This window comes from Xanthomonas sp. NCPPB 2250 (assembly GCF_056725265.1).
In genome coordinates, this window is sequence record NZ_CM161520.1 from 4,764,799 (window position 1) to 4,780,175 (window position 15,377).

Here is a 15,377-nt window from a genome sequence, read left to right on the forward strand (position 1 = left end):
CGCCCCTGCGGGACACCTTCTCCCGCAGGGAGAAGGGAAGCGCCTGGCCCCTCTCCCGCCGGGAGAGGGGTTGGGGTGAGGGTACGGCGCGCGCAGCGCGTGCGTGGTTCGTTGCTGCGAGGCTTCGCCCGGACCCTCATCCGCCCCTGCGGGGCACCTTCTCCCGGGGGGAGAAGGGAAGCGCTGAGCCCCTCTCCCACCGGGAGAGGGGTTGGGGTGAGGGTACGGCGCGCGCAGACCTGTCGAGGCGAGGACCCAACAGCGCACGCGAGCGACGCGAGGGCACTGTGCTTCCTGCTCATGTCTGCACGCATCGGCACGTCGTCGGGCTTGGGCGAGGCGTGATCATTGAGGAGGAACGCACTACAAAACTTTGACGGCCGACGCCGTTTTCGACTTTGGAAACAGCATGTTTCGCCGGGTTTCCGACACACACGCTTACATGTGTTCACCACTCGTCATGCATGGCAACTGACGACACTCTGTATCGAATTGATGTCGACACGCGCGTGCCACGCCGCTTCTTCCGCGATGGCGCACGATGGCGCACCTGCAGTCATCGCGCGCCCGGCAGCTGCGACACGAACGCCATGCCGCAGGACCGCTGCATGACAACCGCAACGCCGATGACGCCAACCTGCAACGTCGCTGTCGCATCGTGTGCGCACTTCCTTTACGAATCCCCCTTGCGCATGCCTCTCCATTCCCTGCTGAGCACGGCGATCCTCGCCGCCCTGTTGTCGCCCTTCGCCGCCACCGCTGCGGAGCCCGCCGCCGATGGCGCCGCGTCCGACGTGCAGCAACTCGATGCGGTGTCGGTGATCGGCCAGGGCGAGACTCGCCAGGTGCAGCGCATCACCGCGCAGGACGTGGCGGTGCTGCCGCCGGGCACCAGCATCCAGAAGCTGCTCAACCGCATTCCCGGCGTCAACGTGCAGTCCAACGACGCCTTCGGCGCCAACGAGGAATCGCAGACGATCAGCCTGCGCGGCTTCAACGGCGTGCGCCTGGGCTACACCCTCGACGGTCTGCCGCTGGGCGACAACGCCTACGGCAACTACAACGGCCTGAACATCAGCCGCGCGCTGATCGCCGAGAACTTCGGCGGCGTGGAGCTGGCCTCGGGCATCGGCAGCCTGGGCACCGCGTCCACCAGCAACCTCGGCGGCACGGTGCAGTACTACTCCGACGATCCGTCCACCGAGGTCGGCGTGCGCCTGGCGCAGACCGTGGGCTCGGACAGCAACCGCCGTACCTACCTGCGCCTGGATACCGGCGAGCACAACGGCTTCTCCGCCTACCTGTCCGGCATCTACGCCGACGCCGACATGTGGGCGCCGCCGGGCTCGCCGACCCACACCGCGCAGTTCAACGGCAAGGGCGTGTACCAGTTCGAAGGCGGCAAGATCACCGCCTTCGTCGACACCTCGCGTACCTCGCAGGCCGACTACGCGTACCTGTCCAAGAGCGGCCTGCACCGCGGCCTGGGCTGGGACTGGAACCTGTATGCGCCGGACTGGCAGCGTGCGCTGGCCGCGGCCTATTGCGCCCCGGCCACGCGCAACCCCAGCCGTTGCGGCTACAGCGGCGGCGTGGACAACATCGACGACGCCTACTACCAGAGCCGCGCGCTGCGCAACGACGACCTGTACTACCTGGCCGGCGACTTCCAGCCGTCCGATGCGGTGAGCGTGCACACCCAGGTCTACCACCACGAGAACGAAGGCCAGGGCCACTGGTGGTCGCCGGGCCAGCCGTCCTACCCGGGCACGCCGCAGGCGCTGCCGATCTCGATCCGCAGCACCAACTACACCATCAACCGCACCGGCGGCATCGCCTCGCTGGGCTGGGACATCGGCCCGCACCACCTGGAAGCGGGCGTGTGGTACGAGCGCAACAAGCACCACGTGGAGCGCAACTTCTACTGGATCGACGGCCCGATCGACGACGACATCTTCCTGAGCAACCCGAACCGCCGGCTGTTCTCGCAGGACTACGTCATCACCACCAAGCAGGCCTATGTGCAGGGCACCTTCAAGCTGCTCGACGAGCGCCTGACCCTGGACATCGGCGCCAAGAGCCCGCACACCACGATGACCGCGCGCGAGACCCCGGGGATCGCGGTGGAAGCGCCGGTGGCCAACGGCGAGCTGAAGGCCAGCAAGGCGCTGCTGCCGCAGGCCGGCCTGAGCTACCGCCTGGCCGAGGGCCAGGAAGTGTTCGCCTCCTACGCCGAGAACATCGCCGCGTTCCAGGGCGGCGGCGCCGGTGGCCCGCTGCTGGTGACCCAGGCCTCGTTCGACGCCAGCGTCGGCGCGCTGCAGCCGGAGAAGTCCAAGACCTTCGAAGCCGGCTACCGTCTGGTGCGCGACCAGTTCGAGGCTTCGCTGGTCGGCTACGACGTCACCTTCGACAACCGCCTGCTCTCGCTCAACCCCTGCCCGAGCATCCAGCAGGGCACCAGCCCGGCGTGCACCACGCGCTTCTTCAACGTCGGCTCGGTGAGCAGCCGCGGCGGCGAGCTGACCTTCATCTGGAAGCCGACCGCGCACCTGCAGTGGTACAACTCGGCCTCGATCAACCGCTCCACCTACGACGACAACTACGTGCAGAACGGCGTGGTCATCCCCACCGCCGGCAAGTCCACCGTGGACACACCCAAGCGCATGTTCGCCAGCGAACTCAGCTGGACCTGGAACGGCTGGAACGCCAACCTGCGCGGCAAGTACACCGGCCAGCGCTACTACACCTACACCAACGACCAGGGCTTCGGCGGCTACACCTCGTTCGATGCCGGCGCCGGCTACGATTTCGGGGCGGTGTCGTTCCTGCGGGATCTGAAGTTGTCGTTGAACGTCACCAACCTCACCGACAAGCGCTACGCCTCCAACCTCACCGCCTTCAGCAACAGCGACCCGAACGGCCGCTCGCTGGCCTTCCACGCCAGCGCGCCGCGGCAGGCGTTCCTGACCCTGGACGCGCGCTTCTGAGCACGTCCATCCTGTCCGCCCCTCGAACCGGAACGCATGCGATGATCCGATCCACCTCCTGGTTGTTGGGATGCGCGATGGCCGTGTTGGCGACCAACGCGGCGGCCGCACCGGCCGCCGCACCGGGCGAGCACAAGCCGCTGGTGATCGGCCACCGCGGCGCCAGTGCGTTGCGCCCCGAGCACACCCTGGCGTCCTACGCCAAGGCCATCGCCGACGGCGCCGATTTCATCGAGCCGGACCTGGTCTCGACCAAGGACGGCGTGCTGGTGGCCCGCCACGAAAACGAGATCGGCGGCACCACCGACGTGGCCGCGCATCCGGAGTTCGCCGCGCGCAAGACCGTCAAGCAGATCGACGGGCAGCGCGTGGAAGGCTGGTTCACCGAAGACTTCACCCTGGCCGAGCTGAAGACCCTGCGTGCGCGCGAGCGCCTGCCGCAACTGCGCGGCACCGCCTTCGACGGGCAGTTCCAGGTGCCGACCATGGACGAGATCATCGACTTCACCGCGGCCGAGTCGGCCACGCGCGGGCGCCCGATCGGGCTGATCCCGGAGATCAAGCACGGCACCTACTTCCGCGGGCTGGGCCTGGCGATGGAAGACAAGCTGGTCGCCACGCTCGATGCGCATGCCTACACGCGCAAGGCGCCAGTGGTGATCCAGTCGTTCGAGATCGGCAACCTGGAATCTCTGCACGGCAAGCTCGGCGACACCCATCCGAACGTGCGCCTGGTGCAATTGCTGGGCGATCCCAAGGAGCGCCCGGGCGACCAGTTGCGCGACGGCCCGACCTACGCGCAGATGGGCAGCGCGCAGGGCCTGCGCGCGATCGCCAAGTATGCGCAGCTGGTCAGCCCCAACCTGCGCGCGATCGTGCCGGTGACCGCCGACGGCGCCCTGGCCGCGCCCACGGCCTTCGTCGCCGACGCACATGCGGCCGGCCTGCAGGTGATTCCGTACACGTTCCGGCCGGAGAACTATTTCCTGCCCAAGCAGTTGCAGGACGCGCGCGACCCGGCCGCGGTGAACGCCGCCGGCAGCATGAAGGAAATGCGCGCGCTGATCGATGCCGGCATCGATGGCTTCTTCACCGACGACCCGGCGGTGGGCCGCGCCGCGGTGGACGGGACGGCGCCGCCGGCGCGGTGAGGCCGGGAGTGGGGATTGGGGATTGGGGAATCGCAAAAGCGGTCCCCAGCGAGGAGTCCCATTTGTAGGAGCGGCTTCAGCCGCGACGCGTGGAAGTAGTGAAAGCTCAGTGCGAGGCGGGCGGGTCATCGGTCTGGACTGAAGTCCCTCCCACAATGCAGCCTCCCTGCAGTGCCGGTGCGGTGGAGCCGGGATTGGGGAATCGCAACAGCGGCTCCCATCGTGGGGTTCCCCCGGTAGGAGCGGCTTCAGCCGCGACCACGCGAGAGCGGGAAACGCCCTGTCGCGGCTGAAGCCGCTCCTACGCCGCGCGGGGGCGTTGAGATCGTCCACACGCCCGGCATTGGTCATCGCGCGTCCGGGCCGCGATAATGCGCGCCCGCCGCTCCTGCCCCGATCGCCGTGCCTTCCGTCGCCGCTCCCTCGCCCACTTTCGCCGCGCTGACTCCGCGCGCGTTGCTGCTGTCCGTGCTGGCGATGGGCGCGGTGGTGCTGCTGTCGAACGTGCTGGTGCAGTTCCCGATCAACGACTGGCTGACCTGGGGCGCCTTCAGCTATCCGGTGGCGTTTCTGGTCAGCAACCTGATCAATCGGCGCTTCGGCCCGCGCGCGGCGCGGCGGGTGGCCTGGTGCGGGTTCGCGCTGGCGGTGCTGCTGTCGATCTGGATCGCCACCCCGCGCATCGCCGCGGCCTCGTGCCTGGCCTTCATCGCCGCGCAATTGCTGGACATCACCGTGTTCGACCGACTGCGCCGTGGGCGCTGGTGGCGCGCGCCGATCGTCGCCACCACCTGCAGCGCGACGCTGGACACCACGATCTTCTGGTCGATCGCCTTCGCCGGCTCGACGCTGCCCTGGCTGAGCTGGGCCGCGGGCGACCTGGCGGTGAAGCTGGGCATCGGCGTGTGCCTGCTGGCGCCGTTCCGCGCGCTGCTGTGGCGGATGGCGCCGACGCGCTGACGGCTGCGCCGCGCTTCGCGCAGGCGCGGCTTCACAAGCGGCCGCGGCAGACGTTGAACAGGCCATCGGCGGCGCACGTCCTGTGCGCCGCGCCTGCGACGAGACCATGCCCATGCCGCACGACGTCACCCCCGCCCTCGCACTGAGTGCGCTCAACGCCACCCTGGCGCAACTGCAGCCGGCCGGCACAGCGCTGGCCACGCTGACCAGTCCCGCCGTCTCCAACCCGGCGTGGTCGTGCAACGCCTTCGCCCCGCTGATGCTGGAAATGGTGCTGCTGCGCCGCGACCGGCCCTTGCGCACCACGCCGTACCTGGCGGACGCGGCGTTGCCGACGTTCGCCGATGGCGACTTCGTCAACATCGTGCTGCTGGGCGATCCATCGCAGTTGATCCACAACGTCAACATCCTGGTGAATGGCGAGCGGATCTACCTGTTCCAGGCCTACCTCGGGCAGGTCGTGGACCTGGTGCGGGTGTTCGACTCCATGACCTTTTATGCGCTGTGGCACGACCTGTGCGCCGGTCGCGCCGGCCTGTGGAAGCACGCCTACCAGGCATTGTTCGGGGTGGATCCGGACCAGGTGGTGGACACCGATCCCGACACGGCCTGGTTCCAGTCGCAGTACGTCAGCGTGTAGCGATCGCACCACTGCGGCGCGGGGCGGCATGCCAGCGGCGGCGCGTTTGCGGATGCAGCGCGGCAGCGTGCACAGGCTCCCCGGGGATTGCAGACAGCGCCGGTGACGCGTTTTCTGCCGCAGTTTGGTAAGACACGCGTTGCCGGAAACGCGTGTCGCCGCCGCCATCGCACGTGCACGCCTGCGCCTGCACCTGCCGTCCGGAAGGAAGGTGCGCATCCGCTGCCAACAAGGACCGCGCTAGTGCGTCGCGTCGCCGTCCGCGCGGCCGTCGACGAACACCAGCTCCAGCGCGGCCGCGGCAGCGCGAATCGCCGCACGCGCCGCGGCGATCTCGACCGTGGGCGCGGTCAGGCGCGGACGCCGGTCCAGCGTGCAGGCCAGGCCGGCCTCCACCAGCGTGGCATGCGCGGCATGCAGGCTCGCCGCGATGGGCGGCGGCAACCAGCCGCTGTGCGCCAGCGCGTCGATCAGTGCCGGGGTGTCGCGCGGCGCCAGCAGCGCCGGCTGCTGCGCGGCACCGAGCAGCACGCCGGCCTGCACCAGGAATTCCAGGTCGACCAGGCCGCCGGCGCCCTGCTTGAGGTCGAAGCGCGCGGCATCGCTGCGGTCGAGTTCGGCGCGCATGCGCGCACGCATCTTGCGCACTTCCTCGCGCAGGGACGCGGCCTCGCGCGGGCGCGCCAGGGTCTGCGCGCGCACTTGCTCGAACTGCTGCAACAGCGGCGCATCGCCGGCCACGCCGCGCGCGCGCACCAGCGCCTGGTGTTCCCAGGTCCAGGCGCGCTCGCGCTGGTACTCGCGGTAGCTGGCCAGCGACGACACCAGCGCGCCCTTGCCGCCGTCCGGGCGCAGGCGCACGTCGATGTCGTACAGGCGGCCGCCGCCGGTGACCGCGCCGAGCAACGCGATCACCTTCTGCGCCAGCCGCGCGAACCAGCGGCCGCTCTCCATCGGCCGCGGCCCGGCCGATGCTTCAACGCCCGGCGGGTGGTCGTACAGGAACACCAGATCCAGGTCCGAGCCGATGCCCAGTTCCACGCCGCCCAGGCTGCCGTAGCCGACGATGGCGAAACTGCCGCCAGGCACTTCGCCATGCGCGGCGACCAGATCGGCACGCGCCAGGCGCAGCACGGTCACGACCACCGCCTCGGCCAGCTGCGCCAGTTGCCGAGCGCTGTCGAGCGCGGGCTGGCGTCGATCCAGCGTCGCCAGGGCGATGCGGAAACTCAGCGCCTGGCGCGCTTCGTTGAGGCCGCGCAGGGCCGCTTCCGGATCGTCGCCGGCGGTGGCGACCGCGGCATCGCACAGCCGCTGCATCGCCGCCTGGTCCGGCATCGGGCCGTCCACGCGGCTGTCGAGCAGTTCGTCCAGCAGCAGCGGGTGCGCGGCCAGCCGTTCGGACAGGAACGCGCTGCGCGCCAGCACGTCGACCAGCCGCGCCAGCGCGCTGGGCTGTTCGTCGAGCAGGGCCAGGTAGCTGGCGCGGCGCAGGATCGCCTGCAGCAGGCCGAGCACACGGTGCAGGGCGGCATCGGCCTGCGCCGAGCGCGCCGCGGCATGCAGCAGCGCCGGCAACACCCGGTCCAGGCGCGCGCGTGCGGCATCGGAGAGCGTGCGCACGCCCAGCGACTGCACGAAGCCGCGCAAGGCCTGGTCGGCGCCGTCAGGGTCTGCGAAACCAGCCTCGCGCAGCACCTGCGCCTGGCCACCGTCGGGCAGGCCGCGCCAGTAGTCGGCCAGCGCATCAGGCGCCAGCACGCGCTCGCGCGGCGCCAGCAGTTCGGCGAACTCGGCGGCGACGCGGTCGCGCTGGAGTTGCAGCGCCGCGTGCAGCGCGGCCCAGTCGGCATAACCAAGGCCGAAGGCGATGCGCGCGCGGTCCAGCGGATCCTCGGGCAGCGCATGGGTCTGCGCATCGCGCAGCATCTGCAGGCGATTCTCCACCCGACGCAGGAAGCGATACGCCTGCGCCAGCGCGGCGCCGTCCTCGGCGGCGACCTGGCCGGCGGCGACCAGCGCCTGCAGCGCCGGCAACAGGCGGCGCTCGCGCAGCGCAGGTTCGCGACCGCCGCGGATCAACTGCAGCGACTGCACCAGGAACTCGATCTCGCGGATGCCGCCGGCGCCGCGCTTGATGTCGTCCAGGCGGTCGTGGCGCGCGACTTCGGCGGTGATCGCCGCCTTCATCTCGCGCAGGCCGTCCAGCGCGGTGTAGTCGAGATAGCGCCGGTACACGAACGGGCGCAGCGCCTGCAGCCACTCCTCGCCGGCGGCGATGTCGCCGGCCACCGCACGCGCCTTCAGCCAGGCATAACGCTCCCAGTCGCGGCCTTCGCGCTGGAAGTACTGATCCATGCCGGCGAACGACAGCGCCACCCGGCCAGCCGTGCCGAACGGACGCAGGCGCAGATCCACGCGATACGCGAAGCCGTCGGCGGTGGTGTCGTCGAGCAGCCGCGCCAGGCGCTGGCCGAGCCGCGCGAAGTATTCCTCGGCGGCGAGCGCACGCGCACCGTCGGATTCGCCGCCCTGCGGGTAGGCGTAGACCAGGTCCACATCGGAGGAGAAATTCAGTTCGCCGCCACCGAGCTTGCCCAGGCCGAACACCACCAGCCGCTGCACGCTGCCGTCGGCGGCACGCACCACGCCGTGGCGCGCGGCGAACTCGCCCTCCAGCGCCTGCAGCGCCAGCGCCAGGCAGTCCTCGGCCAAGCGCGTGCTGCCGGCCAGCGTCGCATCGACATCGTCCAGGCCCAGCACGTCGCGCCACACCAGCCGCGCCGAGGCGGCCGCACGGTAGCGGCGCAACTGCGCCGGCCATGCGGCGGGCTGCGCCGGATCCAGTTGCGGCAGCGGCAACGGCGGCGGATCCGGCTGCGTCAGGTGCGCGAGCAAGGAGGGCTGCCGGCACAGCGTGTCGAGCAGGAAATCGCTGGCCAGCAGCGCGCGCGCCAGCGCGGACTCGAAACCGGGGGAAGACGGCCATGGCTGCGCGGCCACGGCCTGGCGCAGGCGCGCCAGGCTGCGTTCGAGGGTGGGCTGCAGGGCGTCGGGAACGGCGGCGGAAGCGTTGGACATCGGGCGATTCTGGCATCCCGGGCGTTCAGGCACATCCAACACAGCAAGAATCGCCATTGCGTTGCAGGAGCGGCTTCAGCCGCGACGGGCGTTCCCGGTAACGCCCCGCCGCGGCTGAAGCCGCTCCTACAGGTGCCTCTGCCATCGCCGTGCAAGCGCTCGGCATCGCGCGCCCATTGCAGCTGCGATCCGCTCAACGCGACACGTCGCAATTCGCCTATACGCCTTCGCAACCACGTCGCCGCACGCGCCAGGCATTGCCGCAAATCAACGCAATACACAGCGTTTCACGCCACGTTCGCCGCGTTTCGCGGACCATGCCGCCCGGCCGAATCGGGCGATGGTGTATCATGCGCCCCCTCGACGGAGCCTCGCGTTATCCCGCGCCGCCCGCTCCGTCTCTTCGATCCCGCAGCGCCGTGGTGTTGACGCGGCCATCCGGGATCGTGCCCCCGCAGACCAGTGCGGCGCCTCTTGCGCCCTTCCGTCTTGCTTTGCCCTGCCCTGTGCGGGCCGGGGGTCATCACCTCACCGTTCCAGGACAGGAGAAGACATGTCGGAGTTCCACGCCCATTTCGGATGGTTCAAGCGCCGTCGCCAGTTGCGGGTGGAAGAAGTCACCGTGGTCGACAAGCCCATGCTCAAGCGGGCGGTCGGCGCGGCGGCGCTGGGCAACGCGATGGAATGGTTCGACTTCGGCGTGTACGGCTATCTCGCCGTGACCCTGGGCCATGTGTTCTTCCCCAGCACCAACCCCACCGCGCAGTTGATCGCCACGTTCGCGACCTTCACCGTCGCGTTCCTGGTGCGCCCGCTGGGCGGACTGGTGTTCGGCCCGCTGGGCGACCGCTACGGCCGGCAGAAAGTGCTGGCCGCGACCATGATCCTGATGGCGCTGGGCACGTTCTCGATCGGCCTGATCCCCTCCTACGAGCGCATCGGCATCTGGGCGCCGATCCTGTTGCTGGTGGCGCGGCTGGTGCAGGGCTTTTCCACCGGCGGCGAGTACGGCGGCGCGGCGACCTTCATCGCCGAGTACTCGACCGACCGCAACCGCGGCTTCATGAGCAGTTGGCTGGAGTTCGGCACGCTGGCCGGCTACATCGCCGGCGCGGCCACGGTGACCGCGCTGCATGTCGCGTTGAGCGATACGCAGATGCGCGACTGGGGCTGGCGCGTGCCGTTCCTGATCGCCGGCCCGCTGGGTCTGCTCGGTCTGTACATGCGCATGAAGCTGGAGGAAACCCCGGCATTCCAGGCCTATGCCGAGCAAGCCGAAAAGCGCGAGCACGACGCGCCCGGCCTGGGCGCGCTGTTCCGCATCCACTGGCCGCAGCTGCTCAAGTGCGTGGGCCTGGTGCTGGTGTTCAACGTCACCGACTACATGCTGCTGACCTACATGCCCAGCTATCTCAGCGTCACCATGGGCTATGCCGAGAGCAAGGGCCTGCTGCTGATCATCATCGTGATGCTGGTGATGATGCCGCTCAACGTGGTCGGCGGCGTGTTCAGCGATCGCCTGGGCCGCAGGCCGATGGTGATCGGCGCGTGCATCGCGCTGCTGGTGCTGGCGGTGCCGTGCCTGCTGCTGATCGGCACCGGCAACGACTGGCTGATCTTCCTCGGCCTGATGCTGCTGGGCGTGGCGCTGGTGTGCTTCACTAGCTCGATGCCGTCGACCTTGCCGGCGCTGTTCTACACCCCGGTGCGCTACAGCGCGCTGTCGATCGCCTTCAACGTGTCGGTGTCGCTGTTCGGCGGCACCACGCCGCTGGTCACCGCGTGGCTGGTCGAGCGCACCGGCGATCCGCTGGTGCCGGCGTACTACCTGATGGGCGCGGCGGTGGTGGGCATCGCGACGATGGTCTTCGTGCGCGAAACCGCCGGCCTGCCACTGCGCGGCTCGCCGCCGGCGGTGGCCAGCGAGGCCGAGGCGCATGCGCTGCTGCGCAGCGACGAACCGCTGACCGTGGATCCGACCCGGCCGGAACTGCCGGCGTCGCCGGAACCGCCGTCGCAGGCCATGCCGACCTGACGCGATCGCGGTCGCCACGCGCTGCGCCGCAAGACCCACGCGGCCAGTGCGGATCCCGGGCGCGCGACGCGTTCATGCCATTGCAGTGAACGACTGGGATCGATATCCCAGACCATGCCGTCGCCGCGTCTCCGCGGCCGGCTGGATCCGGAAAACAGGCAATAAAAAAGCCCGCTTGCAGCGAACTGCCAGCGGGCTTTGCTCCCTCCCCCACGTCGGGATGCAGGGCGATCTTGGGCGCTTTTTTTGGACATTGCACGCTGCACTGCAAAACGATACTGGGCAGTACATTCTGCGTGGGCGGGAATGGGGGACGGGAATGGGGAATAGATAAAGCGGGGGATACGCGCGTTGCATGCTTTCGCATGCGGGCGTGGCGCGGCGCACAGCGCATCTACCCGCAGCCAGCGAAGCACGCCCAACGCGATCGCTGTCGCGCTAAGGCGATGCCGCCGGTGCCGGCGCCTCCGGCAGCCATGCCGGTTGCTTGTCGTACCACTCGCGTGCGCCGAGCAGATGCCATTGCCGTTGTTCGCCGCGCAAGGCCACGCCGACGCCGAGCACGCCCCAACGCGCATACAGATCGCCCTGGGTGCCGGCGTCGCCGACGCGCAGGCGCGCGCGCAAGGCCACGCGTTCGTTCTCCGCCGCGACCCGATCCAGCCACAGCGCGTCCTTGCGCCAGCGCAGCTGTCCGCTGGCCTGCAGTTGTCCGGCATCGGCCAGCTTCAGCAACCACGCCGGCGCATCGCTGTGCTGCGCGAACACCGCCAGCACCGGGCCGGCGTCGCGCATCTGCATCTGCACCTGCGCATCGGCCTGCACCGGCGCCGCCGCGGCGATGCGTCCCTGCGGAATCCGCAGCGTCGCCCACCAATCGCCCTGCTTGGGTTGGGCGCCGTAGCGCACGCCCTGCAGGCGCAGGGTGCTGCCGCTCAGATCGAAGCGCTTGTCCTGCAGTTCGGCGCGGCGCAGCCGCGCGTCCAGGTCGAGATCGCCGGCCAGTTCCAGGCCCGCGGTCTGCAGCCGCGCCTGGCGACCGAGCACGCGCACGGTGCCCTGCCCGACCTGGCCGGACGCGTCCAGCTGCAGGTCGCCGCTGAGCCGGCCGTCGCCGCCGAGGACGCGCACCTGCGCCGCCGGCAGGTAACGGTTGTATGCGCGCAGGTCGGGCACGCGCGCGTCGGCGAAGCGCAGCCGTGCCTGCAAGGAATCGCGCAAGGTGGCCAGCGCGCCGTCGCCCTGCAGGTCCAGTTGCAGGTTCTCGCCTTCGACGAAGCTGGCCTTGGGCGCGTCCAGCGGCGCCAGCGCGAAGCGGCGCATGCGCACGTCCAATCGCGTGCGCGGCTGTTCGGCGCTGCCGACGATGCGCCCAACCGCCTGCGCCTTGCCGCTCAGGCGCACGCGCATGATCTCCGCCACCGCCTGCACGTCGGGCACGTCGAGACGGCTGCCGGGCTGCAGCGCGCCCTGCCGCAGCTGCAGATCGGCGGCGACGTCGCCGCCGCCATCGAGCTGGAACCAGGGCTTGCGCACCAGCAGGTCGCTGATCCAGTTCAACGATTCGAAATGCCAGCGCCCCTGCACGCGGCCGGAGGTGCGCGGCAGCAGCGCCGCCAGGTCGGCGAACGGCACCTGGCGTCCGGCGATGCGCAGATCGGCATCGAGCATGCTGCGTGGATCGACCTTGCCGGGCAGGCGCGCGCGGGCGTGGATGTCCTCGCCCTCCACGTCCAGCAGCAGCGTCAGCACGCCGCGATCGGTAGCGCCGACGCCGGCATGCAGCGGCACCCGCCAGTTGAGCGTACTGCCGGGCTGCAACGCGCCGCGCAGCAGGTGCAGATCGGCCTGCACATGGCCCAGCCCGGGTTCGGTGCTGAGTTTGGTGGTGTCGCCGGCGGTGTCGATGCGCAGGGCCACGCTGCGGCCGTGCATGCGCAGCGCCAGGTCGGTGATGCCCAGCTTGCGCAGTCCCGGCGCCTGCGCGCGGTAGTGGCGCGGGAACGAGAAGCGCGCGTCCAGCGTGGCCTGGTCGGCGATCTGGCGCTTGCCGTAGCGTACGCTGGCATCCTCGAACACGATCTGCGAGCGGAACAGTTCCGACGGGCCGCCACGCAGCTGCTTGAGGAAGCCGACGGTGCCGTGGCCCTTGCCCTCGATCGCAAAATCGCCGAAGCGCGCACGGCGCAGCGTGCCGCTGTGGATCGCATCGAAGCGCAGGGTCCAGCCCTGGTCGCTCGGCGGCGGTGGCGGGATCATGTCGTCGACGCGGTCCATCTCGCCGATTACGTTCACCGCTTCCATCCACGGCAGGCGCACCTCGCGATGCAGCAACGGCAGCAGCGCGATGCGCGCGCTGGCGCGGTCGGCACGCACCTGCCAGACATTGCGCTGCACATGGCCGCGCATGCGCACGTTCCAGGCGGTGATGAAGCCGGGCAGCACGGTGACGGCCGGCCCGGTGTGCATGCGGAACTTCTCCGGCTTGCGGTTGGTGGCCAGGTCGAACAGCGGCGTGTTGAGGAACACGTTGCCGGCCAGCAGGTACAGCAGGTAGGCGATCAACAGGCCGCGCAGGAACAGGCGCCAGCCGCGCGGCAGACGCCGGTAGCGAGCATGGACGGCGGTCAGTGGGCGGGCGGAGAGCGGCACCGCCGCACTATCGCCGTGGCGCGGCGTGGAGCGCGTGAAAGCGGCAGTGGAACGCACACGGCACTGCGCTGGCTGCATGCGCGCTGCGTCCTGTCATCACTAGGCAGACCCACCAGGAGAAGGGAGAAACCAGCGCCCCTCTGCCACCGGGAGAGGGGTTGGGGTGAGGGTCGGGCGCGCAAAGCGCCGCACACATCGCACAGACCATGGCTTGGGTGCATCGCGTGGCGCCCGCCTGCACCGCCGTGCGACAGGCGCAGAAAGTGAGGACGCACCCCAGCGCGGGCCCCGGCCCGATCCGCGATAATTGCCCTCCCCTTCCCACGCCATGGTCGCCGCATGTCCGCCGAACGCATCCTCCATCCCCGCCTGCGCGAACGCATCGTCAGCGCCGAGGCCGCGGCGGCGTTGATCCAGCCCGGCGAGACGGTGGCGATGAGCGGCTTCACCGGCTCCGGCTATCCCAAGGCGGTACCGATGGCGCTGGCGCAGCGCATCGAGGCGGCGCACCTGCAGGGCCAGTCGTTCAAGATCCAGCTGATGACCGGCGCCTCCACCGCGCCGGAGCTGGACGGCGCGCTGGCCAAGGCCGACGGCATCGCCCTGCGCATGCCGTTCCAGTCCGACCCGGACGCGCGCCAGCGCATCAACGCCGGCACGCTGGACTACATCGACATCCACCTCAGCCACGTCGCCCAGCACGTGTGGTTCGGCTTCTACGGCGAGATCGACACCGCGGTGGTGGAAGTGTCCGGCATTCGCGAAGACGGCAGCCTGATCCCGTCGACCTCGGTCGGCAACAACAAGACCTGGCTGGACCTGGCCAAGAAGGTGATCGTCGAGGTCAACGACTGGCAGCCGGCCGGCATCGACGGCATGCACGACGTGTACTACGGCACCGCGTTGCCACCGCACCGCAAGCCGATCCCGCTGCTGCACGCCGACGACCGTATCGGCGAGCCGTCGCTGCGCTGCGACCCGGACAAGATCGTGGCGGTGGTGCGCACCCACGGCCCCGACCGCAACAGCCCGTTCACCCCGGCCGACGCCACCAGCCAGCGCATCGCCGAGCACCTGATCGCGTTCTTCCAGCACGAGGTCGGCAAGGGCCGGCTGCCGCCCAACCTGCTGCCGCTGCAGTCCGGCGTGGGCAACATCCCCAACGCGGTGCTGGCGGGGCTGGCCAGCAGCGGCTTCCGCGACCTCAGCGCGTTCACCGAGGTCATCCAGGACGGCATGCTCGACCTGCTGCGCAGCGGCGTGCTCAAGGTCGCCTCGTGCACCGGCTTCGCGCTGAGCCCGGAGGCCAACGAGGAATTCAAGCGCAACATCGATTTCTATCGCGAGCGCATCATCCTGCGCACGCAGGAGATCTCCAACCATCCGGAACTGGTGCGGCGGCTGGGCTGCATCGGCATGAACGGCATGATCGAAGCCGACCTGTACGGCAACGTCAATTCCACCCACGTGATGGGCAGCCGCATCATGAACGGCATCGGCGGCTCCGGCGACTTCGCCCGCAACGGCTTCCTGTCGATCTTCCTCAGCCCCAGCACGGCGAAGAACGGCAGCATCTCCTCGATCGTGCCGATGGTCAGCCATGTCGATCACACCGAGCACGACGTGTCCATCATCGTCACCGAGCACGGCCTGGCCGACCTGCGCGGCCTGCCGCCGCGGCAGCGCGCGCAGCAGTTGCTCGCGCACTGCGTGGACCCGAGCTACCGCGCGCAACTTCAGGACTATTTCGACCGCGCCCTGCACGCCAGCTACGGCAAGCACACCCCGCACCTGCTGCCCGAGGCGCTGTCCTGGCACCAGCGCTGGCTGGACACCGGGACGATGCACGCGGGCGGATGAGCGGCGCC

8 protein-coding genes are annotated in these 15,377 nt (G+C 69.9%); 6 read left to right on the forward strand and 2 right to left on the reverse strand.

All coding sequences use genetic code 11. The features are described from left to right. Window positions 1-692 precede the first annotated feature (692 nt). The 4 genes from AC1PMG_RS19515 to AC1PMG_RS19530 all read left to right on the forward strand — a co-directional run bounded on the left by AC1PMG_RS19515 (window position 693) and on the right by AC1PMG_RS19530 (window position 5,741). Complete coding sequence (locus tag AC1PMG_RS19515) at window positions 693-2,990, forward strand: TonB-dependent receptor (RefSeq protein WP_481109948.1); 2,298 nt, start codon at window positions 693-695, stop codon at window positions 2,988-2,990. A gap of 77 nt (window positions 2,991-3,067) precedes the next feature. Then, a complete protein-coding gene (locus AC1PMG_RS19520; protein ID WP_481111716.1) occupies window positions 3,068-4,141 on the forward strand; it encodes a glycerophosphodiester phosphodiesterase in 1,074 nt (357 codons plus the stop codon). A gap of 402 nt (window positions 4,142-4,543) precedes the next feature. After that, window positions 4,544-5,101 (forward strand): queuosine precursor transporter, encoded by a 558-nt coding sequence (locus AC1PMG_RS19525; RefSeq protein ID WP_160959463.1) that lies wholly within the window; start codon window positions 4,544-4,546, stop codon window positions 5,099-5,101. Between the two features lie 112 nt (window positions 5,102-5,213). Next, a complete protein-coding gene (locus AC1PMG_RS19530; RefSeq protein WP_481109949.1) occupies window positions 5,214-5,741 on the forward strand; it encodes a hypothetical protein in 528 nt (175 codons plus the stop codon). Window positions 5,742-5,981: 240 nt separating this feature from the next. Here AC1PMG_RS19530 and glnE read toward each other — a convergent pair whose 3' ends face one another. After that, window positions 5,982-8,822 carry a bifunctional [glutamate--ammonia ligase]-adenylyl-L-tyrosine phosphorylase/[glutamate--ammonia-ligase] adenylyltransferase gene (glnE, locus tag AC1PMG_RS19535; RefSeq protein ID WP_481109950.1) on the reverse strand — a complete coding sequence of 947 codons (2,841 nt, stop codon included), beginning with the start codon at window positions 8,820-8,822 and terminating at the stop codon, window positions 5,982-5,984. Between the two features lie 553 nt (window positions 8,823-9,375). Between glnE and proP the strand changes: the two genes are divergently transcribed. After that, entirely contained in the window at window positions 9,376-10,857 is a 1,482-nt protein-coding gene (gene proP / locus AC1PMG_RS19540; RefSeq protein WP_481109951.1) for a glycine betaine/L-proline transporter ProP, read from the forward strand. A 438-nt stretch (window positions 10,858-11,295) separates the two neighbouring features. Here proP and AC1PMG_RS19545 read toward each other — a convergent pair whose 3' ends face one another. After that, window positions 11,296-13,488 carry an AsmA family protein gene (locus tag AC1PMG_RS19545; RefSeq protein WP_481111717.1) on the reverse strand — a complete coding sequence of 731 codons (2,193 nt, stop codon included), beginning with the start codon at window positions 13,486-13,488 and terminating at the stop codon, window positions 11,296-11,298. A gap of 360 nt (window positions 13,489-13,848) precedes the next feature. On the opposite strand from AC1PMG_RS19545, the gene AC1PMG_RS19550 reads away from it, so the two are divergent. After that, entirely contained in the window at window positions 13,849-15,369 is a 1,521-nt protein-coding gene (locus AC1PMG_RS19550) for an acetyl-CoA hydrolase/transferase family protein (RefSeq protein WP_481109952.1), read from the forward strand. Window positions 15,370-15,377: the final 8 nt, after the last annotated feature.